Annotated in this window: 22 protein-coding genes and 3 pseudogenes; 24 read left to right on the top strand and 1 reads right to left on the bottom strand. The window is 43.8% G+C overall.

The genetic code is table 11. The features are described from left to right. Nucleotide 1: 1 nt before the first annotated feature. The 4 genes from cydB (at nt 2) to cydC (ending at nt 6,432) form a co-directional block, all read left to right on the top strand. Nucleotides 2-1,015 carry a cytochrome d ubiquinol oxidase subunit II gene (gene cydB / locus NXM86_RS09425; RefSeq protein WP_081188676.1) on the top strand — a complete coding sequence of 338 codons (1,014 nt, stop codon included), beginning with the start codon at nt 2-4 and terminating at the stop codon, nt 1,013-1,015. Beyond that, nucleotides 1,015-2,727 carry a thiol reductant ABC exporter subunit CydD gene (gene cydD / locus NXM86_RS09420; RefSeq protein ID WP_081188675.1) on the top strand — a complete coding sequence of 571 codons (1,713 nt, stop codon included), beginning with the start codon at nt 1,015-1,017 and terminating at the stop codon, nt 2,725-2,727. The genes cydB and cydD overlap by 1 nt, the downstream gene beginning before the upstream one ends. 184 nt (nt 2,728-2,911) lie before the next feature. Then, nucleotides 2,912-4,480: an SSO2105 N-terminal domain-containing protein gene (locus NXM86_RS09415; RefSeq protein WP_089097609.1), complete on the top strand. Its 1,569-nt coding sequence runs from the start codon at nt 2,912-2,914 to the stop codon at nt 4,478-4,480. Between the two features lie 218 nt (nt 4,481-4,698). Beyond that, complete coding sequence (gene cydC / locus NXM86_RS09410) at nt 4,699-6,432, top strand: thiol reductant ABC exporter subunit CydC (protein WP_081188674.1); 1,734 nt, start codon at nt 4,699-4,701, stop codon at nt 6,430-6,432. 345 nt (nt 6,433-6,777) lie between these two features. Here cydC and NXM86_RS09405 read toward each other — a convergent pair. Then, nucleotides 6,778-6,945, bottom strand: a pseudogene (locus tag NXM86_RS09405) (DUF2238 domain-containing protein); the annotation flags it as partial. Nucleotides 6,946-8,073: 1,128 nt separating this feature from the next. Between NXM86_RS09405 and NXM86_RS09400 the strand changes: the two are divergent. The 20 genes and pseudogenes from NXM86_RS09400 (at nt 8,074) to NXM86_RS09305 (ending at nt 25,073) form a co-directional block, all read left to right on the top strand. Next, on the top strand, nt 8,074-8,958 hold the full coding sequence (locus NXM86_RS09400) for an FAD binding domain-containing protein (protein ID WP_062754079.1): 885 nt from the start codon (nt 8,074-8,076) through the stop codon (nt 8,956-8,958). Further along, nucleotides 8,955-9,464 carry a (2Fe-2S)-binding protein gene (locus NXM86_RS09395; RefSeq protein ID WP_062754077.1) on the top strand — a complete coding sequence of 170 codons (510 nt, stop codon included), beginning with the start codon at nt 8,955-8,957 and terminating at the stop codon, nt 9,462-9,464. Before NXM86_RS09400 ends, NXM86_RS09395 begins: the two co-directional genes overlap by 4 nt. A gap of 10 nt (nt 9,465-9,474) precedes the next feature. After that, complete coding sequence (locus NXM86_RS09390; protein ID WP_498959022.1) at nt 9,475-11,796, top strand: aerobic carbon-monoxide dehydrogenase large subunit; 2,322 nt, start codon at nt 9,475-9,477, stop codon at nt 11,794-11,796. A gap of 81 nt (nt 11,797-11,877) precedes the next feature. After that, nucleotides 11,878-12,885, top strand: coding sequence for an XdhC family protein (locus tag NXM86_RS09385; protein WP_498957909.1), 1,008 nt, complete (start codon nt 11,878-11,880; stop codon nt 12,883-12,885). A gap of 122 nt (nt 12,886-13,007) precedes the next feature. After that, on the top strand, nt 13,008-13,451 hold the full coding sequence (locus NXM86_RS09380; protein ID WP_498957908.1) for an SRPBCC family protein: 444 nt from the start codon (nt 13,008-13,010) through the stop codon (nt 13,449-13,451). A 17-nt stretch (nt 13,452-13,468) separates the two neighbouring features. Further along, entirely contained in the window at nt 13,469-14,329 is an 861-nt protein-coding gene (locus NXM86_RS09375; protein WP_309218069.1) for an AAA family ATPase, read from the top strand. Further along, nucleotides 14,317-15,441 (top strand): vWA domain-containing protein, encoded by a 1,125-nt coding sequence (locus NXM86_RS09370; protein WP_062754069.1) that lies wholly within the window; start codon nt 14,317-14,319, stop codon nt 15,439-15,441. Before NXM86_RS09375 ends, NXM86_RS09370 begins: the two co-directional genes overlap by 13 nt. Nucleotides 15,442-15,479: 38 nt before the next feature. Next, nucleotides 15,480-16,250 (top strand): cytochrome c oxidase assembly protein, encoded by a 771-nt coding sequence (locus NXM86_RS09365; RefSeq protein WP_309218071.1) that lies wholly within the window; start codon nt 15,480-15,482, stop codon nt 16,248-16,250. Nucleotides 16,251-16,549: 299 nt separating this feature from the next. Next, the gene (locus tag NXM86_RS09360; protein WP_062754066.1) at nt 16,550-17,599 is read left to right on the top strand and encodes an XdhC family protein; all 1,050 of its coding nucleotides are present in this window, start codon (nt 16,550-16,552) and stop codon (nt 17,597-17,599) included. 331 nt (nt 17,600-17,930) lie between these two features. After that, a complete protein-coding gene (locus NXM86_RS09355) occupies nt 17,931-18,533 on the top strand; it encodes a nucleotidyltransferase family protein (RefSeq protein WP_171698856.1) in 603 nt (200 codons plus the stop codon). Nucleotides 18,534-18,715: 182 nt separating this feature from the next. Continuing rightward, nucleotides 18,716-19,198 carry a MogA/MoaB family molybdenum cofactor biosynthesis protein gene (locus tag NXM86_RS09350; RefSeq protein ID WP_328268954.1) on the top strand — a complete coding sequence of 161 codons (483 nt, stop codon included), beginning with the start codon at nt 18,716-18,718 and terminating at the stop codon, nt 19,196-19,198. A 193-nt stretch (nt 19,199-19,391) separates the two neighbouring features. Further along, nucleotides 19,392-19,673 (top strand): hypothetical protein, encoded by a 282-nt coding sequence (locus tag NXM86_RS09345; protein ID WP_498957907.1) that lies wholly within the window; start codon nt 19,392-19,394, stop codon nt 19,671-19,673. After that, the gene (locus NXM86_RS09340) at nt 19,646-20,638 is read left to right on the top strand and encodes a molybdopterin molybdotransferase MoeA (RefSeq protein WP_498957906.1); all 993 of its coding nucleotides are present in this window, start codon (nt 19,646-19,648) and stop codon (nt 20,636-20,638) included. Before NXM86_RS09345 ends, NXM86_RS09340 begins: the two co-directional genes overlap by 28 nt. A gap of 267 nt (nt 20,639-20,905) precedes the next feature. After that, nucleotides 20,906-21,073: pseudogene (locus NXM86_RS09335) on the top strand (DUF255 domain-containing protein); the annotation flags it as partial. A gap of 351 nt (nt 21,074-21,424) precedes the next feature. After that, complete coding sequence (locus tag NXM86_RS09330; RefSeq protein WP_498957904.1) at nt 21,425-21,607, top strand: hypothetical protein; 183 nt, start codon at nt 21,425-21,427, stop codon at nt 21,605-21,607. Nucleotides 21,608-21,784: 177 nt separating this feature from the next. Next, a pseudogene (locus NXM86_RS09325) lies at nt 21,785-22,105 on the top strand (hypothetical protein); the annotation flags it as partial. 884 nt (nt 22,106-22,989) lie between these two features. Beyond that, complete coding sequence (locus NXM86_RS09320) at nt 22,990-23,934, top strand: plastocyanin/azurin family copper-binding protein (protein ID WP_430758515.1); 945 nt, start codon at nt 22,990-22,992, stop codon at nt 23,932-23,934. 119 nt (nt 23,935-24,053) lie between these two features. Then, on the top strand, nt 24,054-24,437 hold the full coding sequence (locus NXM86_RS09315; protein ID WP_043968598.1) for a DUF302 domain-containing protein: 384 nt from the start codon (nt 24,054-24,056) through the stop codon (nt 24,435-24,437). A gap of 240 nt (nt 24,438-24,677) precedes the next feature. Then, the gene (locus tag NXM86_RS09310; protein WP_094245399.1) at nt 24,678-24,923 is read left to right on the top strand and encodes a hypothetical protein; all 246 of its coding nucleotides are present in this window, start codon (nt 24,678-24,680) and stop codon (nt 24,921-24,923) included. A 21-nt stretch (nt 24,924-24,944) separates the two neighbouring features. Continuing rightward, nucleotides 24,945-25,073 (top strand): hypothetical protein, encoded by a 129-nt coding sequence (locus NXM86_RS09305; RefSeq protein WP_257790145.1) that lies wholly within the window; start codon nt 24,945-24,947, stop codon nt 25,071-25,073. Nucleotides 25,074-25,151 lie beyond the last annotated feature (78 nt).

Raw genomic sequence — 25,151 nt, 5'->3', positions numbered from 1 at the left:
GATGGAATTGAGTGAAATTTGGTTTGTCTTAATCTCTGTACTCTTTATCGGCTTTTTCTTTCTTGAAGGTTTTGATTTTGGCGTAGGAATGTCGACTCGCTTCCTTGCCCGTGATCAAAAAGAGAGGACTATCATGGTGAATACAATCGGTCCTTTCTGGGACGCGAATGAAGTATGGCTAATCACTGGAGCGGGCGCCATTTTTGCCGCATTTCCGCACTGGTATGCAACGATGTTCAGCGGCTATTACTTACTGATGCTGGCAGTCTTGCTGAGCCTAATTGGACGCGGCGTTGCTTTTGAATATCGCCGCAAAGTTGAAGATGCGCGCTGGACGAATGTTTGGGACTGGGTGATCTTTTTCGGAAGCATGCTGCCGCCGTTCCTTCTAGGTGTTCTGTTTACAAGCATGCTTAAGGGTGTGCCGATCCATAAAGATATGAATATGGAAGCCGGGTTCTCGGATGTTATTAATATCTATTCCATTTGGGGCGGCTTAACGATTACATTATTGTGCTTATTGCATGGTTTGACTTTTCTATCTTTAAAAACAGAAGGAGAGATCAGACAGCGGTCGGCTGCATTGGCTAAAAAATTGGTGTTGGCCGTATTTGCATCACTTGTCGTCTTTGTAGGGCTTTCTTGGTCTATGACAGATATTTTCGAGGTGCGCCCTATCCTTGAGCTTATTATTGCCGTATTAATTGTTCTGGCTGTTGGTTTATCATACTTTTTCATTTCCAATAAACGTGAAGGAATGGCGTTCGCCATGACAGGGCTTGGAATCGTGTTAACGGTATCATCGATTTTCGTTGGACTGTTCCCAAGAGTAATGGTCAGCTCCTTGAACAAAGCCTTTAATTTAACGGTCTACAACGCATCCAGCGGGGCATATTCCCTAAAAATAATGACAATTGTAGCCGTAACGATTTTACCGTTTGTTTTAGGGTATACTATTTATAGCTATTACGTATTCCGCAAACGAGTATCTGACAAGGAGCATTTAACGTACTGATGGATAAGGCGTTGTTTTCTTACAAAGGAATTAAGCCGGTTTTAGCTGGGCTGGCGATATTAACGACTATTCAAGGTGCTATCATTATTATTCAGGCTTATTTTTTGGCAGACGCAATCTCCTCCCTTTTCGGGGGAGATTCGTTTGCCAATGTCTTTATAAAGTTGATTATTTTCTTTCTTGCGTTAGTTGTTCGCCAACTGCTTACCGTTTGGAAAAGAAATATAGCCTACCATTTTGCTGCCAGAACGAGTAAAGAGTTCCGGGAATCATTGTTGCAAAAACTGTTTCAACTTGGCCCTCGTTTTGTAAAAGAAGAAGGCTCCGGACAGACAGTCACCTTGGTTATGGAAGGGATTATGAAATTCCGACGATATTTGGAGCTTATTCTTCCGAAATTGATGAATTCGGCAATTATCCCTGCCATGATCTGCATCTTTATCTTTTTTGTCAATATCCGCTCTGCTGTCATTTTAGCCCTAGCCGTTCCGATACTTATTGCCTTTATGATTTTGCTTGGATTGGCGGCAAAAATAAAGGCTGATCGCCAATATGAGTCCTATCAAATGCTGTCCAATCATTTTGTCGATTCTTTGAGAGGATTGGAAACACTCAAATATTTGGGATTAAGCCGGCAGCACATCAATCAAATTATTTTAGTAAGCGAAAGATATCGACGGGCTACAATGGGAACTTTGCGTATTGCCTTTTTATCTTCGTTTGCATTGGATTTTTTTACAATGCTTTCCATAGCGACCGTCGCCGTTTTTCTTGGAATAGATTTAATCAACGGGAAGATGGAGCTGCATCCAGCATTGACTATTCTGATCCTGGCGCCGGAGTATTTCCTGCCAATCAGGGAGGTGGGGGCCGATTACCATGCGACGCTTGACGGCAAAGAAGCAGGCAAAAAGATTCAAGAAATCCTAGATAAAGAATCGTTGCAGCAAAAACAGGATCCAATCCCTCATTGGGAATCAACAAGTACATTTTCGGTTAAAGGAGTAAGTGTACATTTTCCTGAGAGCGGTCGTCCAGCTTTGCAAGATATCCAATTTTCTGTTTCAGGCTCAAAAAAAATTGGAATTATTGGAGCCAGCGGTGCAGGAAAGTCCACATTGATTGATATTTTAAGCGGATTTTTAACACCAACATCAGGTGAATTTCAGATAAACGGCAAGAAGCTAACGACTTTATCTCAGTTGAATTGGCAAAGTCAAATAACGTATATTCCCCAACACCCTTATATATTTCACGATACCATTTTAAACAATATTCGTTTTTATCATCCAGAGGCAACTGTAAAAGAAGTAGAGAAGGCCGCAGAGAGAGCGGGCCTTACTGAAGTGATTCGATCGCTTCCACAGGGACTTGAGACAATCATAGGGGAAGGTGGACGGAGCCTAAGCGGCGGACAAGAACAACGGATCGCCCTCGCACGCGCATTCTTAAGCAACCGTCCTATCATCATGCTTGATGAGCCAACTGCCCATCTTGATATTGAAACAGAATACGAATTAAAAGAGACGATGTTGCAATTGTTTAAAGGCAAGCTCGTATTTTTTGCCACCCATCGCTTGCATTGGATGCTGGATATGGATTTAATCATTGTTCTTGATCAAGGCAAAATAATGGAAATCGGAACACACGAACAGTTAATAAGACAGAAATCCACTTATTATCAGCTTGTTAAAACACAAATGGAGGTATAAGTAGTTTGTTAAAAAAGTAAAGATCTCCTGTTATTGGACATTGAGGAAGGAATGTACGCTCTCCATCTTTTCCATCATCTCCTGTCTTATGATAAAAAATATCTCCCCTTCATTATGTAGGAAATGAAGAAGATTTGGCGAATATATGTTCTAAAGAATCCAAACATAGGGGGATGGCAAGTGGATGAAAACGGTTCGGGTGATGAAAATCGTTTCCGATGATGAAACACAACTTCACTTATTAGACGAGTTGATGCGCGTCTTTTGTTCAGCGAAGCGATATGCGTTCAACCGTTTGCTGGAAGGAAGGAACGCCAAAGACATCATCAAGCACCTTCCGCGCCAATTTCAGCTCAACAAACGGTACGCCGAAGACGCGGTGATGCTGGCTCAATCGCTGATTTCTTCCCAACGTGAGTTGCTTCCAATAAGGCTGGAAGATGTGCGGGCGAAAATCGAAAAAACCGAAAAGAAAATCGATGAGTATCAACATGGAAGAAAAACACCGAAAAAAGTCGATCTTCCAACGTGTTTAGACGGATTACACCGACGATTAGAAAAACTGAAATCCAAAGAAGCCGAGCTAAAGCACCATCTCGACCAAGGAACGATTCCACGTGTGATTTTTGGCGGAAAACAAAACTTTTACAAACGCTTGAAAGGAAAAATCACGAACGAAGAATGGAAAGATTTACGATCGAATCAGTTGTATGCCAGAGGGGATAAAAGCAAAAAAGGAAATTTAAATATTCGCCTCGTGTATGACGACAACACGAATCAATGGTATGTAGAAATCGCCAACCCGCTGGAACAACAAAATGGGAAACACGCTCCCCGTTTACGCTTTCCTGTGTCTGTTCCTGAAAAATATGAAGAGGAAATCATCGATCTCGTCATGGGAGAACAAGTCGGAGTGAATGCAAAAGGAAAGCCCATTATCGAATATCGACCATATACCGTTGAGATCAAACGCAAAAACGGGGAATATTACATTCATCTCATCTATGAAAAAGAGGTATATGGCAGGGAACTTGCCTATGATGAACCGATTCAAGCGGAACGAATCGCAGGAATTGACATCAACATTGACCGCATCGCCGTGAGCATCGTTTCGAAACAAGGAAACTTCATCAAATCAAAAGTGTTTTACTGCCATGAACTCGAATATGTGCGGGCGAATAAACGAAACAACATCGTTGGAGAAACCGTACGAGATGTGTATGACTGGCTGCTTCAAGAGAATGTGGGGGCAGTGGTCATCGAAAACATTCAACTAAGACAGCGGCACGATACGGACAAACGATTCAATCGCTTGACCCACCATTTCAAAAAGAAAAAGATGTCGGAAACGATCTTTCGCCGGGGACTAAGGCTTGGGTTTCGCGTCAAAAAGGTGAACCCTGCCTATACCAGCGTCATCGGACGATTCAAGTATATGAAAAAGTATGGGTTATCCGTCCATGAAAGTGCCGCTTTGGTGATTGGCAGACGAGGATTAGGGTATCGTGAACGATTGCCAAAAGAACTCATGCATACCATAAAAACGAAAGTGAAACGCCATTTGATTGCCATGTTAGGGTCGATGGAAGAATCCTACAAGCAATCGAAAAGCGGAATGAAACAATGCCAATATTTAATCATGATGTTACAAAAAATCGAAAATTTCAAACAAGAACATGAATGGTCGTTATGGAACATCTTGCACAAATTCTGCTGGATGAATCAGTACCAACTTCAACTAAAGGAGGTGTAGACCTGGTTGCTAAAATCGTTGTCGTGTACTGACCGATGGAAGGAATGGTGCACGACAGGCGCCGTCGCTAACCGCGATCCACGGGGTGTCTTTCACGGTCGGTGAATGACAAGGGAAATTCCCTTCCTGATGGAACTCAGGGGTTTCCTGAGCGGCAAGCGATGTTTCCTGGTTCCATCGCGATGTGTCGATTTTAATTTTAGTAACCAGGGCATCTGATGAAGAATTGGATCTACCCTTATTTGCGTCAATATCGCGGCTTGTTTGCGTTGGCTATTTTTCTTGGTTCGCTTACCATTCTCTTTGGCGGAGCATTGATGTTTACTTCGGGTTATTTAATTTCTAAAGCGGCGACACAACCTGAATCCATTTTAATGGTTTATGTGCCGATTGTCGGTGTCCGTGCATTCGGTATTGGCCGGGCTGTGCTTAGCTATGTGGAGAGACTGACGGGACACCAATTCATTTTGAAAATACTTTCTGAAATGCGCGTCCGTTTATATAAAATCATTGAGCCGCAGGCATTGTTTTTTCGTTCCCGCTTACGCACAGGCGACGTTCTTGGTGCACTCGCCGATGATATTGAACATTTGCAGGATTTTTACTTAAAAATACTGTTTCCTTCGATTGTTTCATTAGTCATTTACACAGTGGTTATTATTTGTGCAGGACTTTTTTCGATTCCATTCGCCATTCTTCTGGCTGTATTCATAGGGTTGTTGATTTTTGTCGGTCCAATTATTTCATACATTTATATGAAAACAAAAAATGAACAATGGAAAAGGGGAAGACACCAACTTTATCAACAGTTCACCGATACGATTTTCGGCATCAGCGACTGGATATTCAGCGGGAAATACAAGACTTATATTCGGCAATACGAAACACAAGAACAAAAACTGCTTGAACTTGAAACGAAGAAACGTTCGTTTGTGAATTGGCGGGACGTTCTGAATCAGATTGTGCTTGGCGCCATTGTCGTTACAGCCATCTATTGGGCCAATGAGCAAACGCTAAGAGGAGAATTCTCGCCCACAATAATTGCCGCTTGCGGTCTTGCAGCACTGTCTTTAGTAGAATCATTTTTACCGATTGCAGGGGCTGTTAGTGAAACATCATCCTATCAAGATTCATTAAAGCGTCTTGAAGCCATTCAAGCAGAGTCCTTTCAACCTCAGATAGAAGCAGATGGATGGAAAGAGTTGTTGGACTTATCTCAAGCAACGATTGAAATAAACCATTTATCATTTGGATATACTTTGGAAACACCGCTGCTGGACGATTTTAGTTTAAAAATAAGACAGGGTGAGAAAATTGCCATTATCGGGCGCAGCGGATCCGGAAAATCAACGTTGTTGAAACTAATTCAAGGAGCGCTTGTACCGACTCGTGGGGAAGTGCTCATAAATGGAATGAATGTACATGAGTTGGGTTCGGCTGTTCCAAAATTAATGGCTGTTCTTAACCAAAAGCCTTATTTATTCAATACATCCGTCATGAACAATATCCGCCTTGGCAACCCGGACGCAACGGATGAAGAAGTATACGAAGCAGCCAAGATGGTTCAATTGCATGAGATGATTATGCAATTGCCTAAAGGATATGAGACGAACATGCATGAAACAGGTTCTCGCTTTTCTGGCGGTGAACGGCAAAGAATAGCACTAGCACGGATATTATTGCAAAACACCCCGATAGTCATTATGGATGAACCAACAGTTGGGCTCGATCCAATCACAGAAGCGAACCTATTGGCTACCATTTTCGATACACTGAAGGGAAAAACGATCATTTGGGTAACGCACCATTTGATGGGCGTGGAGAAAATGGATCGCATCATTTTCCTTGAAAAAGGAAAAATCACCATGGATGGCAGCCATCAACAACTGCTTAAAAGTGAGGAAAGATATCGACGATTATATGCGCTAGATCGCCCGTTATACAGGAGTTAGTGGGAGGGAATAGGTGGCTATGATTCACAGCCTCCAACTAGAGTAAAAAGAAGGGATTAACACCACATTGCTTCTGTCCACGCTTAGCAATACTGCGAATGGATAGAGGGGAAAGATGCTAGATCGGCAACAATTATTATCCAAAAAATCAGAAGAAATGTGTATGGAGTACTCTTCAGCAACTTATAGAAGGAAAACTCATTTACTTATTTTCCCCTCCCAAATAAAAGGGTGTTTTCTCGTCGAGAAAACACCCTTTTCGTGTTGCTTTCTATCAATAGCTACAAAATTTATTGTGCAAAAACTTTGGAGATATTGGGTTTTATTTTATTTCCACCAAACCCGTTAAAACCTAGAGGAAGCCCCATCATTTTTTAACAGTCTGTTATGTAGTTTAGAAAAGATGAACAATGCAACAATAGATCCGATCAAGCAACATAACATATCCCATTTTGTATCCCAAATATCGCCCTGGATTCCTAAAAAGTCTTTCGACGCTTCTCCCCCTTTTGATCTAACCATTTTTCTTCTCCTTTTTGACCAACCATTTGAATTCCCAATTGTAATAATTTATCTTTGCAGTAGTTTCAGATGCGGCATGTCAGTCATTTATTTATCCGCATGGGATTAGGATGATAAATTCTTCACATAAAAAGGAATGTCAGCAAAAGGGGTGTGAAATAGAGTTAGGTTGTCTAACAACTTCACGTTTACTTTATTTTTTCTATTGAATATTCTCATCGTTATATTTTGAATCGATACCTTGGATCATCTCTAAGTTGTTCTTGCTTTCCCGCAGTCGTTAAACTACTAAAATAACTCTGCTAACTTGATGAAGTCAAAGATTCTGGATTAAATCTAATAAACATTACTTCACACTTTTTAAAACATTGACAATTCTGAATATTTATTACTATAAATAATAATTGCAAAGATCACCTCAGATTCTTGCCTCATTGTTAATGAATGTATCCCTTCAACAAGTTTTGAGCAATCTTTATCACCAAAACAGCGAAGCTACAAAATTTGACATCAGAAAGGGGGTTAATATTTTATTTAAAACCGAATATATCTTGCATTAAGGCTACTATCGCTAATACACATATTCAATTTACTTCTATCTATCGATATAAACGCTTTCTTTATTAGAAAACAAAGGATCATAGTTCAGTTTGAAACCTTCATGTGCAGGTTGATTCAAGTGATATGAAATATGAAAGCGCATTCTTTTGTAACTAAGAGAATACGCGCGGTGATCAGTTTAGCTGTGTTCGGGTCAGAACCATTTACAAATCTATATGCCACGACTGCTCGTGACTTAAGTCATTGGCGATGAAGTGGAAAGCGATTTTGAGCCGAGCCGACAGGACGCTAAACACCAGTGGGATGTTTGTCCAGGAAAGCTTGGAGGAACAATAGTAAGCGTTTTCACATAGGTGCAGAAAAAACTCTAGTACGCCAGAAACTGCCGGCTTTAGTCGTGTGGAGATTCAAGTGATAGTTCAAACATTGAAACGAAATTCTTAGTCAGACGAGAGATGGTGAGAGGGAATCCAACAATTGGAGAAAGCGCGAAATGCGTTCACCCAAAGAAGACTTGTTCACAATGCTCTCGTCATTTAGACAAAAGGGGGTTTCTAAATGTTTCCCAATGCATTCAAATACGAAGCACCGACATCTGTCGACGAAGCGATCCGCCTAATGGATGAGTATGGCTATGACGGCAAAGTATTGGCGGGCGGCCAAAGTTTAATACCAATGATGAAATTACGGGTCGCGGCTCCCGCTGTAATTATTGATATTAATAATCTCAACGAGCTTAAAGGATGGAGCAAGGTTAACGGAAAATTGCGGATCGGTGCGGTGACACGTCAAGCCGAATTGGAGCATGCGACAGAACTCCGTGAACAATTTCCGATTCTGTCTCGCACTGCCCGCTGGGTTGCAGATCCATTGGTTCGCAACCTCGGGACGGTTGTTGGTTCGCTCGTTCACGCAGACCCTGCCTCAGATTGGGGGACTGCGATGATTGCTGTAAATGCGGTGGTAGAAGCTCGGGGACCGAAGGGAGAACGGTTGATTCCTATTGACGAGTTTTTTGTGGATACATTTGCCTCATCACTGGACGAAAATGAACTTGCCGTTGCGGTGCACCTGCCGATTCCAACTAAACCTGTGGCCGCTCGCTATATGAAGCTTAAACGTAAAGCAGGCGATTTCGCAATTGCAGGGCTGGCTGTGCAGGTCGCTCTTGATAGTGACGGTCGCGTGTCTGAGGCAGGCATCGGCATATGCAATTGCGGGCCGATCCCTTTGCGAGCTGTTAAGGCAGAGGAGGCTCTCATCGGAGAACGTCTGACAGCGAAGACGATTGAGGACATTTCAAAACTTGTGCCGGAAGATGCTGATCCTGTTAGTGATCTACGGGGCAGCGCAGACTATAAGAAGGATCTTTTACGTGTGTTTGCTGCACGCGCACTCCGCGAAATCGCGGAAGAGTTGCAAGGAAAGGTGGAGGTCCAATGAAGATCCGTGTCAAGGTCAATGGGCAACTGTACGAATCAGATGTTGAGCCACGTACGCTGTTGGCTTATTACTTACGTGATGAACTGAAACTAACGGGCACGCATATCGGTTGTGATACAACCAGCTGTGGTGCTTGTACAGTGTTGTTGGACGGGAAAGCCGTCAAGTCGTGCACCGTATTTGCTGTGCAAGCAGATGGGCGTGAAGTGTTGACGGTCGAAGGATTGGAAAAAGACGGCGAAATGCATCCGTTGCAGAAAGCATTTTGGGAGGAGCATGCGTTGCAGTGCGGCTACTGTACACCAGGCATGCTAATGGCTTCCTACGCACTGCTTCAGGAAAATCCAGCGCCGACTGAGGAGCAAATTCGCGAGGGACTTTCCGGCAATATTTGTCGCTGTACAGGATACGTGAATATCGTGAAGGCTGTCAAGTCCGCTGCAAGCAAGATGGCGACTCAAGAATCATTAGAGGAGGTGGCCACAAGTGGCACTTCAACAGACTGAGTTGCGCCCAATGGGCAAATCGATTGCCCGCAAAGAAGATCCGCGGTTTCTTCGCGGGAAAGGCCGCTACGTGGATGATGTGATTCTGCCGAATATGCTTTATATGGCGATTTTACGCAGTCCGTACGCACATGCCCGCATTCGTCGAATCGATACATCAGCTGCATTGGCCGCGCCCGGCGTCAAATTGGTGCTCACAGGTGAGGATCTGGCCAAAATGAACCTTGCATGGATGCCGACTTTGAATGGCGACCAACAGATGGTGCTGGCTGTAGACAAGGTTCTGTTTCAGTACCAAGAAGTCGCCGCCGTCGTTGCGGAGACGCGCGCCCAAGCGGAAGACGCTCTGCAGTTGATCGAAGTCGATTATGAGCCATTGCCGGTTGTGGTGGATCCGTTCAAGGCGCTTGAGCCGGATGCTCCTATCCTCCGTGAAGATCGGGAGAAAAAGTCGAACCACATCTGGCACTGGGAGTCGGGAGATCGAGAAGAAACAGAGAACGTCTTTCGTGATGCACCGGTTGTCGTCAAGCAAGATGTGCGCTTCCAGCGTGTCCATCCTTCGCCGCTTGAGCCGTGTGGGTGTGTTGCAGATTACAATACAGCGACAGGTCGGTTGACGTTTTATGTTACTTCCCAAGCACCTCATGTCCATCGAACTGTAATCGCGATGTTAAGCGGTATTCCTGAACATCAGATTCGAGTTATTTCGCCTGATATTGGCGGAGGTTTTGGGAACAAAGTAGGTGTCTATCCGGGATATGTCGTTGCGGTTGCTGCTTCGCTGAAGTTGGGTGTGCCTGTTAAATGGATTGAAACACGAACGGAAAATATCGCAAGCACTTCTTTCGCACGCGACTTCCACATGACGTGCGAGATTGCTGCACGCGAGGATGGCAGAGTGTTGGGGCTGCGAGTGAAAACCATCGCTGACCATGGTGCCTTTGATGCGGCAGCTAATCCGACCAAATTTCCGGCTGGCCTGTTTAACATTGTGACAGGTTCGTATGATTTCAAGGCCGCGTTCGTCGAAGTCGATGCCGTTTATACGAACAAGGCTCCTGGAGGTGTGGCGTACCGCTGTTCCTTCCGTGTCACAGAAGCAGCGTACCTGATTGAACGGACAATGGACGTACTGGCGCAAAGGTTGAAGATCGATCCGGCCGAACTGCGTTTCCGCAATTTCATTCGCAAGGACCAGTTCCCATACAAATCTCCGACTGGATGGGTGTATGACAGCGGAGACTACGAAAAAACGTTGAAACTTGCCTTAGAACGGATTGGGTATGACGAATTGCGCAAAGAACAGGCAGAGAAACGAGCCCGCGGTGAATTCATGGGTATTGGCATCTCCACTTTTACGGAGATTGTCGGTGGAGGGCCAAAAAATACATTCGATATTCTTGGAATTAAGATGTTCGACAGCGCGGAGATTCGCGTCCATCCAACTGGTAAGGTGATTGCACGGCTCGGTGTGCGGCACCAAGGCCAAGGGCATGAGACGACATTCGCCCAAATCATCGCGGAAGAGCTCGGATTGAGTGCGGATGATGTGTTGATTGAGGAAGGAGATACTGATACTGCCCCTTATGGATTAGGAACGTACGCCAGCCGCTCTACGCCGACGGCAGGTGCTGCTGCAGCGCTCTGCGCGCGCAGAATTCGCGAAAAGGCTCGCAAAATCGCCGCCCATCTGCTAGAAGTCGGTGAAGATGACGTTGTATGGGACGGCACCGCCTTTTCCGCAAAAGGTTTGCCAGGAAAATCGGTGACGATGAAAGATGTGGCTTTTGCCGCCTATACGGATGTGCCTGATGGCGTGGAGCCTGGTTTGGAAGCGACTTACTACTATGATCCTCCGAACCTCACTTTCCCTCACGGGGCCTACATTGCGGTGGTCGATATCGACAAGGGAACGGGAGCTGTCAAAGTGCGACGGTTCTTGGCTGTTGACGATTGCGGCAACGTGATCAACCCAATGATCGTTGAGGGACAGGTGCACGGAGGACTAACGGAAGGGTTTGCTATTGCGTTCATGCAAGATATCCCGTACGATTCGAACGGCAACTGTCTGGCGCCAAACTGGATGGACTATTTAGTCCCAACGGCTCTTGACACGCCACATTGGGAAACAGATCGGACGGTGACACCGTCTCCGCATCATCCGATTGGCGCGAAAGGCGTTGGAGAGTCGCCGAATGTCGGTTCTCCAGCCGCGTTTGTCAATGCGGTGGTGGATGCCCTGTCACCACTTGGCGTAGAGCATATTGACATGCCGCTTTATCCATGGAAGATATGGAAAATTTTAAGAGAACACGGTATTAACGAATGATTCAGTACCTAGCATGCTGAGATTAACATCGATTAAGGAGGGGAAAGCCCGGTGGCGTTATAACGCTGCCGGGTCATAAAAATGGACCTTGTTTGGGAAACAGCAAAGGGCATGGATGAACGAGTTGAACCGTATGTCATGGTGACAGTTGTCCGCCGTGTGCGGCCAAGTTCGGCGGCAGTTGGTGATAAGGCGATTGTGACAGCGGACGGAAAAATGATAGGTTTTGTAGGTGGGCATTGTACGAGGGAATTAGTTATCAATCAAGCACAGGAGTGTCTTCGAACTGGAGAAAAAAGACTTTTGCTTGTAACCCCGCAGCCACCGGCCCATGTGGAGGAAGGAGTTACAGTCCTTCCAATGACTTGTGCATCTGAAGGAACAGTTGAACTTTTTTTAGAACCAAAACATGTTGATCCTTTGTTGATTATTGTAGGGGATTCCCCGATTGCGCATGCTCTTGAAGAAATGGCACCCCGATTCGCTTTTGTGCCACGCCGGATCGCATTGGAAAAAGCGGAGGATAGCAGTTCGGGAGAACCGCTGGAGATATTACGCAGTCAACTTGCCGCTTTCAACAATACAACGGCTTATGGTGTCGTGGCTACGATGGGTTTGTATGATAGTGAAGGCCTGTTGGCACTTGTCCATTGTAAATTACGGTATTTGGGGTTGGTCACCAGTCCGAAGCGTTGGGCGACTGTAAGCAGCGGATTGGAAGCGGCTGGGGCGCCAAAGGAATTTATTGACTTTATCACGGCTCCTGCGGGGTTAGATATTGGTGCTGTAGGAGCACAAGAGATTGCCCTTAGCATCCTTGCTCAAATCGTGGAACGCCGTCGCCGAGATTTGAATGTGCAGTGGGAAGGACAACCAGAAAAGGGGATCTCGGAGACCGAAGCACTATCTGCAAGCGACGATCGTACCACAGTATCTCAAATAGTGGTGGATCCGGTTTGCGGCATGACCGTAGATTTAAAGAAAACCCAATTCCGTTTGGAACTCGATGGCACTATCTATGGTTTCTGTTGCCCGGGCTGTCGAGACCGCTTTGCTAAAGATCCGAAAGCATTTCTTAGTCACACATGACAAGATAACACATTCCGATGGGGCACTGAACTGAAATGAAACTTTTGCTCTTCTCAGCCTGATCAGCTGCTGACTGAGGAATGATGTACTAAATTTATAAATTAATAGAGGAGGAATATCACATGTTAAAGTATGGAGGAGAATATACGATTAAGTTACCACGGGAGGAAGTCTGGAAGTTTATTACAGATCCAAACAAAGTAGTGCCTTGTATTCCTGACTTGATTGAATCTAACATAGAGGGCGATAATCGTTTTCAAGCTATTGTAAAGGTTGGGGTAGGACCTGTTCGTGGCAAGTTCAAACTCGACTGCGAATTGTCACCTATTGAACCGGGAACTGCAATGGCTATGCCGATCAAAGGTGGAGGAATGGGAAGCGGAGTCGAGATGAATGCGCAAGTAAAACTTAGCGACACTGACGATGGCACCCTTTTGAAATGGGAGTGTGAGGGAGCCATCAGCGGGCCGATCGCGAGCCTTGGTGGCCGTTTGATTGATAACCAGGCAAAGAAAATCATACAGCAAGTATTTGAGAATCTTGAGAAGGCATTCGCTTCTGTGTAGAAGGGAAGATTGACTGAATGAACGAACAAGTACGCAGGCTACAAGAGGAATTGCATCGTTCTCACTATGTAGCAGAAGAAGGGCTAGCAACGGTAGTGCACTTGGCACAGCGGCTAGCCCGTCCGCTGCTTTTAGAAGGTCCTGCGGGTGTAGGAAAGACGGCATTGGCGAAAGCGCTCGCTGCTGTTCGTTCCGTAAACCTCGTCCGCTTGCAGTGCTATGAAGGATTGGATGCGAGTCAGGCTCTGTACGACTGGGACTATCCAAAACAGCTGCTGACTGCACGCACGGCCTTTACCGATGGCACCGTAAAACAAGAGGCGCTTTACAGTGAGGCGTTCCTCATCGAACGACCGCTTTTACGTGCACTACGAGAGAGACCGGCGCCAGTACTACTGATTGACGAAGTAGATCGCGCCGACGAGGAATTTGAGGCATTACTGTTGGAATTTCTATCGGAATTCCAAATTACTATTCCTGAGATGGGAACTTTTCGCGCCTCAGAACCACCTATAGTCATTTTAACGTCTAATCGCACGCGTGACTTGTCAGACGCCTTGCGCCGTCGTTGTCTGTACTTCTGGGTCGATTATCCGACATTTGAACAGGAGGCGGCTATCATCTCACTGCATGTGCCGCAGATCGCGCCTAATCTCGTGAAGCAAATCGTGTTTAGCGTGCGGCGGCTGCGCAAGTTGTCGCTACTCAAGCCGCCTGGATTGGCAGAATCGATTGACTTTGCACAGGCGCTGACGGAATTGGGAGCACAGGAGCTGAACGAAGAAGTGATTCGACATACCCTTGGGTGTTTGCTGAAGACGCAGGAAGACATGGACTTGCTAAAGGAGAGGGGATTTGATCTGCTATGGAACACATAACGGCTGGTGAGATAGGCCGCTTGACAGGCAGCATTGTGAGGCAGGTGGCAGATTTTGCGCCTTGGCTGCGAAAACGCGGATTTCGTGCAGGAGTTCCCGAAACATTGACAGCACTTGCTGCCTTGACTGAATTGAACCTTGCCTCCATTGATGAGGTTTGTAGCGCCTTTCGCTCCATCTATGCACGGACACCGGCGGAATGGGGCATCTTTCCGACTTTGTTTGAGCAATATTTTGGCATACGGGAAGCGCGTTTGGAGGAGAAACGCCGCTTGCAACCAGAGGATTTGATGGGCGGAACCGGTTCCGGTGAAAATGCGGAGCGTCCGCCGCTAGAAATTACACAGGGTATTCTCGCCGGCTATCATCCTAACGATGGAGAGCGTTTTGCTTTACGGGCGGACGGACAAGTTTTGAAAGATGTTGTTAAACTGACCCAGTTGGCAGTGCGTACAATGGATGCACCTCGCGGCCGCAAGTGGCAGTCACGAGGCAGAGAGAAAATTGACCTGCGTCAAACTATAAGAAGTGCGTTGCGCCAGTCAGGGGAACCGTTTGAACTCAAAATGCGCCAACGCAGTCCCGACAAGCCGCGAATTGTCCTAGTTATGGACATTTCTGGATCAATGAAACCATATGCGCCTTTCATTACTTCACTTGCCTGGTCATTTACGCGGGTGCGTGCACGCACGCAAATCTTTCTCTTTTCCACACGCCTGTTGCGAGTGACGTCGCTTATTGCTCGAAAAGGGTTGTCTGGTATTCCTTATAGTGATTTACCGGGATTGCGGGGCGGAACCCGGATTGGCGATGCGTTGGCACAATTACTTCATCGTTACTCTAGTCTTTTGCAACGGCATACGTGTGTCATTATCATATCGGATGGATTTGATGCCGGCCATCCGGAGCAAATGCATGTTTCCATGCGCGACTTGGCTGATCGCGTTGGACGAATAGTGTGGATAAATCCGCTGCTTGGTGAACCTGGTTATGAACCAACTTCGGTGGGGATGTCGATAGCATTGCCTTATATTGATGCGTTCGTCGATGTCCATGATGTAACAACTTGGAAAAAGGCAGTACATAGCGGGGTGCTGCGAGCAGCACCCTAAGTCATCATTTGTAAACCTAGATTAAGGAGGTGAAGAAGTTGGAATCAATTCAATATATAGACAAAACTATCTTAATATTTACATTTTTCTTTCTTGTTGTATATTTATTAACGCTTGTTAGGGTCGGTCAGTTTAATAAAATGATAGTAAAAAAAATAATATGTTTTGTATTGGGGCTTGTTTTGATTAATCTTTGTTTTGGAAGTGCCTTAAACTTTTATAGCCATCTTTTATTTAGTGTACATATGTTTCAAATGAGTCTTCTTTTCTTTTTTATTCCTGTGCTTATCCTTTCTGGGCTGTCGGAAATTAAGGAGCATCCTCGATTTCGTTTATTGGTTAAGCTTCGTAGCAACAAGAATTTTCACCATGCTATATTAGGCCTCTTTGCTTTTATGTTCTCCTTTTACCATTTTCCAGTTGTATTTAACACTGTCATGAGTCATAAAACCTTGCATGATTTTTCAAAAGGTTTCTTAATGGCGCTATCTTTTCTCGTGTGGTGGCCAGTGGCAACATCTTATGGTGAGAAATCAAATAAACTAAAACGCAATTATATTTATAAAATGCTTATATTGTTGATGCCGGCCTGTTTATTTCTAATTATTGCTAATACAGGATTATATAAAGTTTATAGTGACCCAATTTTTTTTAGAGAAACATTACATGTATGTTTTTCGCCGAATATTGATGTGAAACAATATTTTATAAAGTTTAATTTTTTATCAACCATCGAAGATCAGAGGTTAGGTGGTACGATTATGATTATTTCGCATAAGTTAGCTTCTTACTGGTTGTTGAGAGAATGAAAGTTTAAGGAGTGAGTCAACCTTGGTGTAATAAATAAACCAATCGGTTCTTAACTTGGCACTGAGTGGAAATATGTTTCATAGTATTAAATAAGGACTCTCACTCGAAGCAAGGGCATTAATTGAAACACCATTGAGTAAACGTTTTCATATATTGCCCTGCCTCTATGGCTCTTCTTTCAGTCAGTATAACATCGACTGTGAAGTGAGCTCACCTCCTGCAACACCAGAACCACATCATGAAAAAACAGCACATGCTTTAAGCTGACCTCTAAAAATAAAGAAGGAGAGGATAAGTTGTGTCACGTATCGATGAAGCGCGTAATGTGTTTGCCCACATTGAACAAGCTTGGTCGAAAGGGGAAAGAGCTGCTCTATTGACGATTACCCAAGTACAAGGCTCCGCGTATCGCCTTCCTGGTTCCAAAATGATGATGACAGAAAAAGGTAATATGTTTGGCACACTCAGCGGGGGCTGTCTCGAATCGGACCTTTATGGATGGGCGGAAAAAGCAATAGAAGAAGGCGAACCCCGGCTCGTAAATTATGACCTCAGTGAAAACGAAATATGGTCTCTTGGGATTGGTTGCAAAGGAACGATGGAAGTCGCCATCTTTCCTATTCATTCCGAAGATCCTTTCTGGCGATCGGTGCGGGAAGCTATCGCCCAAGATCGTGCCATCTCACTAGCCATTGAATTGCCAACCGGTATCCGTGTTGTATTTGACGAGAAAAATCCTATTGCCGGCGATATTGACAAGCTGCCAGAAGCTGTTGCACGGCAGTTGATAAATCGTGTCGAAAGTCGTACGAGAGCGGAGATAGCTATAGTCGATAATCGACGTTTTTACATTGACACAATGCGACCAAACGAACATTTGATCATTTGCGGCGCAGGTCACGACGCCGTACCAGTGGCGGATCTCGCTGTTAAATGCGGATTCCGTGTAACCGTGCTCGATCCACGCAAAGAATTTAATGGAGCCAAACGCTTTCCAATGGCCAACCACCTAGTCGCTGAACCCGACCAAGTTGATCCAGCACAACTGGAGGGGAACTGGTGGCTGATCATGAACCACTTGCAAATGCGGGACGAAGCCGCGTTGCGTCTGGCACTTCAGGCAAAACCAAAATTTATAGGTATACTTGGTCCTTTGGCGCGTACTCGGGAGATGTTTCAGAATATCGGCGCCGACATGAACAGTGCACCGATTCATGCACCAGTTGGATTGGATGTGGGGGCAGAAACGATCGAAGAAGTGGCTGTTTCTATCGTGTCCGAATTACTCGCAGTGCGAGCCGCCCGTCCGGGACAGCCATTGCACGGTAGAGAAAAAATTCACGTTTGACGGCTGGGGCGCCTCTACTTGTAGCGCCCCACTAAATAATGCCCTCTTCTAAGTTGTTACATCTTGAACATCGGCGAACATGTCAATGTAAATAATGGCATCGACAAATCTTTCAAGATCTCAAGTTAAGGTGGCAGACAAATCGATCTAGAAGTATACATACGCTCCTAATGGCTGGCATCAATTCATTCGAATTAGGAATACCCAAGGCGGATCCGCATGGCCTTTCGGGAAGGAACGTTGGGTTTTGCTATGTTTATTGCACCCGTAGGGACGATTCATTTTTAATTGTTGTTTTATGAAAAGCTATTTTAATAGGTGGGAAAAGTGTATGAACGACATTGGTGCTATTATTTTAGCTGCGGGCATGTCCAAACGAATGGGACAACCAAAACAATTTCTTAACCTGCATGGAAAGCCGCTGTTTCGACATGCAGTTGAAACAGCTGTAAACTCAGAACTCCGACCAGTTATCGTGGTGGGCGGCGAACAGACTGAGTTACTTAAGGAACATATTCGTGATTTACCAGCTATTGTGATTCACAACCCAAATTTTGCTGAAGGATTGTCTTCTTCGTTAAAGGTCGGGGTGAAAGCTATTCAGGGTAAAGTTTCAGCAGCATTCATTTTTTTAGCCGATCAACCGTTTATTCCTGTTACGGTCGTTAAGCAATTACAGAAATCATACGAGATTGCAAAGTCAAAAAATATCAAAATTATCCGTCCCCGCTATGCATCTGTCCCTAGTCATCCAGTCTTGTTTGATGCGGAAATTTTTCCGGAGTTGCTTTGCATTGAGGGAGATCGGGGCGCACAGCAAGTCATTCAACAACATTTAGCTGAACTGCAATATGTCGATTTTGATAATCCACTATGGGGGGTAGACATCGACACGCCAGAAGAGTGGCAAAGCTACAGCAGGAGAAATCAATGAGGTACGGCCATCTCTAACTAGTTTTCTAGGTAGTTAAACCGACAAGTAGGGCATACTATTTCTGAATATTGCGATTAGAAATCTCTTTCCACAAACACATACCCTTGCCTCTATCCTGAAATTGAGGGGTAAAAGCGGTGGCTGTGCAAAGGAAGATGAATGAGAGGGAGGAGAAGTGACGATTGGGCTGGAAAGTCGGTGTATTAACGGTAAGCGATAGAGTTTTCCGCGGAGAGCGGGATGATAGGGGCGGATTGCTCTTGTGTGAACTTGTCCGCCGTATTAACGGGGAAGTAGCAGTATATGAGATTATTCCTGACGAACAACCGGTCATTGAGGCAACACTCGTTCGCTTCATTGATGAGGTACGGTGTGATCTCGTGCTGACGACTGGGGGAACGGGGTTTGCACCACGGGATGTGACACCGGAAGCGACGAAAGCCGTGATTGAAAAGGAAGCTCCGGGATTAACTGAAATGATGCGAATGAAAACACTTTCAAGAACGAAGTATGCCCCCCTTTCCCGCTCTGTAGCAGGTATTCGCAAAGAAACACTTATCATAAACTTTCCGGGAAATCCAAAAGGGGTACAAGAATGTTTCGATGTCGTGCAGCCTGTCCTTTCCCACGCACTTGCTCTTATAAAAGGGAAGGACGTTCATTAGGTAAAGAATAACTTACGAAAGTCCGTGACTTTAGTCATAGTTAATCATAAATTTTTTATATTATAATACTTGCAATCTATCAGAAACAGTGATGAAATATTAGGAAAAACAAAAAAAGTATAGAAGAAGCTCTATAGTACATAAAACCTGTCGACATTAGATGTGCAGAGGTTCAGAGAAAGGAAGATGAAAGATGAGATTTCAGCGGGAAATTGTTGATGTTTGGGATGCGCAAAAGCGTCTTGAACCGTGGATTCGTCCACTTGGTACAGAAAAAGTGAAGCTGACGGACAGCATTGGCCGATACCTCGGCGAAAATGTGGCAGCGACGCACGATTTTCCCCACTTTCGCCGGTCGATGATGGATGGGTTTGCCGTCCGTTCGGCTGATACAAAAGGGGCCTCTGAGGAATGTCCAGTTACACTGCAAGTCATTGAATCGATCCCATGCGGTGCTGTTCCGACAAAAAACTGACAGCAAATACGGCTGTGCGCATTATGACTGGCGCGATGATGCCAGAAGGTGCCGACTCCGTCGTCATGATTGAATTGACAGAACAGATGCAAAAGGATGGCCAAACGTATACGGTGGTCAAAAAGGAGACGAAACCGGATGAAAACGTCATTCCCATTGGGCTAGAAATGGCAAAAGGTACGTTGATCCTCGAAAAAGGACGCAAGATCAATCCTGGGGAAGCCGCCCTCCTTGCTGCCTTCGGTTATGATACAGTCACTGTTTCACGACGGCCGACAGTTGCTATTTTTGCCACAGGTTCGGAACTGCTTGACGTCAGCGATCCGCTCGAGCCTGGTAAAATTCGCAACAGCAACAGCTACATGGTCGCCGCCCAGGTGTTAAATGCCGGTGGAATTCCTGTTCTCCTCGAGAAGGTGCCAGATGATGTTGGATTGGCTAAATCAATGATTCTCGATGCAATGGAAAAAGTCGATCTCGTCATTACAACCGGCGGGGCTTCCGTTGGGGATTACGACATTTTGGTCGACATTTTTGAACAGTGGGACGGTAAAATGTTGTTTAACAAAGTGGCCATGCGTCCTGGCAGCCCAACGACTGTCGGAGTTTGGCGGGATAAATTTTTGTTCGCACTTTCCGGAAACCCTGGAGCGTGTTTCGTCGGGTTTGAGCTGTTCGTTCGTCCAGTTATTTGGGGGATGCAAGGAAAACCTGATATTTATCTCCCTTCGTTTTCAGCGTTTCTCGCCGAGGACTACAAAAAAAAGGATTCATTTTATCGCATCGTACGCGGAAAAAGCGAAGTAAAAGATGGGAAAATTTACGTCCGATCGGCTGGAATCGACCAGTCGAACGTCTTGTCGTCTATCCGTGATACGGATTGCTTGATTATCATTCCCCGAGACCGGAACGTGATGAATGCGGGAGAGATGGTGAAGGTGTTACGATTAAATGTGCCGGAATGAACTTTCCGATGATATAAGGTTGTGAGGATTGTGAAATATTATACTAGACGCGGCTGTCGTAATCGCAGCCGCTATACCGCCCCGTCCCAATGACACTTACATTTTCTCATACTCCGCGTGATGGAGCAGCCCAAATTCGGAGCGTATAACTTTTTTGAATTGAATATCGTTAGAAGACACTGACGAAGGAAGTTGGTGTCTTTCTTCTTTTTAGGGTATATTAGTTATAATGATAAATATTTTTTTCCAAAGAAAAGTGGTGGTCTCATGAAAACAAATCAGAAACCCAATAGATTAATCGCTGAAAAGTCTCCATATTTACTCCAACACGCTTATAATCCCGTCAATTGGTATCCGTGGGGGGAGGAGGCGTTTGCGAAAGCAAAAAAAGAAAACAAGCCGATCTTTTTATCGATTGGCTATTCAACTTGCCACTGATGGCATGTTGGTATAATCATCCCAAATCAAATCCCCTTATGAAAGTATTTTAACACATTGAGAAACTTCATGTTGATACAAATTTGTTTATAAACTCCTGTTTGATCTCTCGATGTTAGGACGAGTATATCTTTTGTGACATCGTATTTAAGAGGATTTCATTCATAAATTTTCCCTTTTAAGACTTTATTCTCCATAATAAGTATTATTAACCTAAGTTGTGTTTAGTAAGTAAAATAGCATAGTAAATCTATGTAGAATGAGAAAGGAATTTAGTATAATTTGTCTAATAATGTTAATTATTGCTGAATTTATTGAGCAATAGCTGCATGAAAGGAGGATGCCTCTGTGAGAAACTTTCACTGGACAAATATAAGAACTCTTAACGGTTCACAAGATGAAGCATTTGAAGAATTAGTATGTCAATTGGCTCGTAAGGAATTTGAAGGTATGTACGTCGACTTTATAAGAAAAGGTAAACAGGATGCAGGTGTAGAATGTTTCTGCATTTTACCTAATGGTGAAGAATAGGTGTTCAGGCTAAGTATTTCTTATCTAGCCCCCAAGAGGGACAATGGAAACAGGTGGATAAGTCAGTACAAACAGCTCTAGACAAGCACCCTAAACTTTCAAAATATATTATTGCTTTTCCTATTGACCCTGCGGATGCAAGAATAGAAGATAGGGAATCAACGTTACAGAAATGGAATGTACAACGGAAAAATGGCTTTTAAACAAGGGCTTGTATTGACCATATCTGCGACTGTCGGAACGCTGTTGTACTTTGCTGTTGATTCGTGGATATTGGTCACCCTGTTAGATATGATTTTAATGCTTATTCTGTTACGTATTGTTGGCATCCGTGTCCCGGCTGTGTACGCCTTTCCACTGCTCCCGTTTGTCTTTCCTGATCATATCGTAGCCATGTTGCCGCTAGGTTCGTTGATTACATGTGTATTCTTGTTTACTTCGGTGTTAGCATATAAAAAGATGGAGATGAAGCGAAGTAGAAAGGTAATGCAAATGTGAAGGAGATGGAAAAGAATTCATGTGCTCGAAAGGGTGCTCACTTTTCACTCTTCGTAGGCATTTCGTAGAAACATACAGTTGCTAATCAGATTCCAACCCGTTAATAAATCTTAATGTTACATCTTTGTTTTGCTATAAATTTCTGTAGAATAAAGTCAGCCAGATTTTTCTGGTTGACTGTTTTTATTCTAACAGGTTTATTATATCAGGTAGCTGGGGGGAGAACGTTTACCACCCTGTGACTAAAACTGTTCACTCCCTACTTGTAGCTGTATCCCTAAAAAACTTCTTTCTCTTACAAAAAATAACGACGGCTTAGAAAAAAGTTCATTTACAAGACCAGAGCAGAATCAGACTAAAACCTAATTCTCTGTCCACAAAAAACTATCATTCCTTATAGCTTCAAGGAAAAAGGATAAAGAGAAAAGGGAGACGTATCAAATGTTTGAGCGACTCTTGATCCTTTTTCTTTCCTCAAACCTTCCACATTTTCTCTTGATCCTTATCTCTACTCCGGAACATAATTTTTCCTCCCCACCAAAAATCGTAATGAGCAAAAAGCGTGAAAAAACGTTGGAATTTAATTTTTTTCTAAAGAAAACGGGAAGAGGCGGGATAGCAAGAAGGACAAGGGGGTGGGGAGATGGAGAATTGGAAATAGGAACACTTTGCGCGTCATGACAGCAATCTGGAATCAGCAAAATTGAAATTGTTTGGCGAATGATCCATGTGGGAGCATCGCATCTATGTCCTCTTTGACTCAAGGTATATATCGAAATGAATCTACTTTTATTCATATGAATTTAATAAATTTAAAAAGGACTAACTAACCGCTTGCCCACATATATGTGTACAAATAAAAACTTACAGGGAGGGATCATTCATTGTCGATTTTATTAACCGGAATCATTGTAACGATTTTATCTTTAATTGTTATTGTTTTCGTATTCATAAAAAGAAAGAAAATCACATGCATGATCGGAATGATGGTGGCGATGGCTTTAGGAATGTTGGTCGGGCTAACAGGTGGCTTGCTGGTCGGGATTTTGTATAGCGGTAACCTCTTTTTCTCAACCCTTTTAGGAATGGGTTTTGGGTTTTTATCCGGTTTTTTGACCGGGCTGCCGATTAGTGTCATGGCCATCATAGATGGCGTTTTGTCAGGAATAATGGGCGGAATGATGGGAGCGATGTTAGGAGAAATGATTTCGCCGGAACACCAAAATTCAATGATTCGTGTAATGCTCGTCATATTTGTTGGGATGATTGGTATTGTTTTATACATGCTTCAGCAAGAAACTGGTTTTAACCGTTTCTCTTTCATCAACAAAATATTCCATAATCCATTGTTATTATCAATCGTCTTTCTGCTGTTTTTCTACACCTATAACCACTTATACAATGAACTCGCTCAAGACCATAACGTGCCCATAAAAAATTCCCATATGAGTCAATCGATGACCCATAATAAGTCGTCTGGCTCTCCGTTGAATTCCAGTACAAAGGCGAAAAAAGTAGTCATTGAAGCAACCGAATTTGCTTACTTCCCTAAAGATTTCAAACTTTCTGCAGGACAACCCGTAACCTTAATTTTCAAAAATAGCGGTGAAGTTGAACATGATATCGAATTCGAAAATATGAAAGCATCTCTCTTACAACAGAGTCACCATGGGCATCATTCAAAAAATCAAACCGTTCATATTCATTCTTTACCGGGAAAAACAGCTGAAGTGAAGTTCATACCAATCGAAAGCGGTGTTTTTCGCTTTTATTGCACGGTTCCCGGACATAAAGAATCTGGTATGGTTGGATTCGTTGAAGTTTCTTAACAAAGTGAAGTAGCTGCCGAGACAATGCTCGGCTTTTTTCATTTATATTATTGTTTAGTTTTACATACAACTAAAGTGAAATAACATGCAATATGTTGGAGAAGGGCGGTTGAATGAAGGTGTTTCATTATACGATTGAAGTACAAAGGGGAATGAACGAAACGATAAAGATGTTGGAAGAAAGCTTGAAAAAAGAAGGATTTGGAGTTTTGTGGAAATTTAGTGTAACGGAAAAACTGCAGGAAAAAGGATTCGATTTTCCAATACCATTTGTGATTTTGGAAGTATGTAATCCGCAAGAAGCAGCGCGTGTGCTTTCTGAAAACTTATTAGCAGGTTATTTTCTTCCGTGCAAAATCGTGGTGTATAAAGAAAATGAAACAACAAAAATTGGTATGCCAAAACCAACCATGTTAATCAGCATGATGAATCATGAAGAACTGAAAAAACTAGCGGAAGACATTGAAAAGAGATTAATATCCTGTATTGATGAATGCAGATAAATAGCTGTTAAATGAACCGAAAATAACATTGTCTAAACCTTCGAGAAAAAGCCTTTATTAGGCTTTTTCTCTTTTATGTAAAATTTGGGAGGAGTTTAGTCCATTTTTCGAAAATATCCAATTAACAAATAATAATCCAAGACAAGAAATTGTAAATTTTTATGAACACTTTCTCCATAATTTTCCTTTATTCTAAAACCATAGTAGGAAAGTGGATGCTAACCACGAAAAAGATTTTAAGTGGGATCTTTTATTGCTACGTTAGTATTAGGAATAGGAACTGAAGTATTTGCGAATAGTAACGATGTGAGCGAAGGTACTTTGAATTTCGGTCAGATGCTTCCATTTATGAAGAAAATGCCCCCTTACTTATCTGAAAACGAGCTAAAAGACATGTATAATTCATGCTATGACACAAATGGGGCAGCACCAAGTAAAAACTTTGAACAAATGGAACCTCAAGGAATGATGATGAATAATTTTTAGATAATTTGGGAGGCGATGATCATGATGGGTGGTATGATGAGTGGTTGGGGAATGATGGGATTTTGGTTCTTCGGCTGGATCCTTAACCTGTTCATCATTGGATTGGTCGTTTATTTTGCCGTGAAACTTGCATTACGCAATAAAGACTAAAACAAGATATCTCGAAACAAAACGAGCAGGAGAGGGGGCTGGCCCTCGTTCTCTCACATCGCCGTATGTACCGTTTGG

It is taken from the genome of Geobacillus sp. CX412, from assembly GCF_027942335.1.
GTDB classification, from domain to species: domain Bacteria; phylum Bacillota; class Bacilli; order Bacillales; family Anoxybacillaceae; genus Parageobacillus_B; species Parageobacillus_B toebii.
Note: the sequence above shows the minus strand (reverse complement) of the source record. Positions and strands in the feature narration are given on the sequence as shown.

Excerpts from the sequence above, each read along its gene's own strand:
- cydB (WP_081188676.1), top strand. The coding sequence starts at position 2 with ATGGAATTGAGTGAAATTTGGTTTGTCTTAATCTCTGTACTCTTTATC.
- cydD (WP_081188675.1), top strand. The coding sequence starts at position 1,015 with ATGGATAAGGCGTTGTTTTCTTACAAAGGAATTAAGCCGGTTTTAGCT.
- NXM86_RS09415 (WP_089097609.1), top strand. The coding sequence starts at position 2,912 with ATGAAAACGGTTCGGGTGATGAAAATCGTTTCCGATGATGAAACACAA.
- cydC (WP_081188674.1), top strand. The coding sequence starts at position 4,699 with ATGAAGAATTGGATCTACCCTTATTTGCGTCAATATCGCGGCTTGTTT.
- NXM86_RS09400 (WP_062754079.1), top strand. The coding sequence starts at position 8,074 with ATGTTTCCCAATGCATTCAAATACGAAGCACCGACATCTGTCGACGAA.
- NXM86_RS09395 (WP_062754077.1), top strand. The coding sequence starts at position 8,955 with ATGAAGATCCGTGTCAAGGTCAATGGGCAACTGTACGAATCAGATGTT.
- NXM86_RS09390 (WP_498959022.1), top strand. The coding sequence starts at position 9,475 with ATGGGCAAATCGATTGCCCGCAAAGAAGATCCGCGGTTTCTTCGCGGG.
- NXM86_RS09385 (WP_498957909.1), top strand. The coding sequence starts at position 11,878 with ATGGACCTTGTTTGGGAAACAGCAAAGGGCATGGATGAACGAGTTGAA.
- NXM86_RS09380 (WP_498957908.1), top strand. The coding sequence starts at position 13,008 with ATGTTAAAGTATGGAGGAGAATATACGATTAAGTTACCACGGGAGGAA.
- NXM86_RS09375 (WP_309218069.1), top strand. The coding sequence starts at position 13,469 with ATGAACGAACAAGTACGCAGGCTACAAGAGGAATTGCATCGTTCTCAC.
- NXM86_RS09370 (WP_062754069.1), top strand. The coding sequence starts at position 14,317 with ATGGAACACATAACGGCTGGTGAGATAGGCCGCTTGACAGGCAGCATT.
- NXM86_RS09355 (WP_171698856.1), top strand. The coding sequence starts at position 17,931 with ATGAACGACATTGGTGCTATTATTTTAGCTGCGGGCATGTCCAAACGA.
- NXM86_RS09345 (WP_498957907.1), top strand. The coding sequence starts at position 19,392 with ATGAGATTTCAGCGGGAAATTGTTGATGTTTGGGATGCGCAAAAGCGT.
- NXM86_RS09340 (WP_498957906.1), top strand. The coding sequence starts at position 19,646 with ATGCGGTGCTGTTCCGACAAAAAACTGACAGCAAATACGGCTGTGCGC.
- NXM86_RS09305 (WP_257790145.1), top strand. The coding sequence starts at position 24,945 with ATGATGGGTGGTATGATGAGTGGTTGGGGAATGATGGGATTTTGGTTC.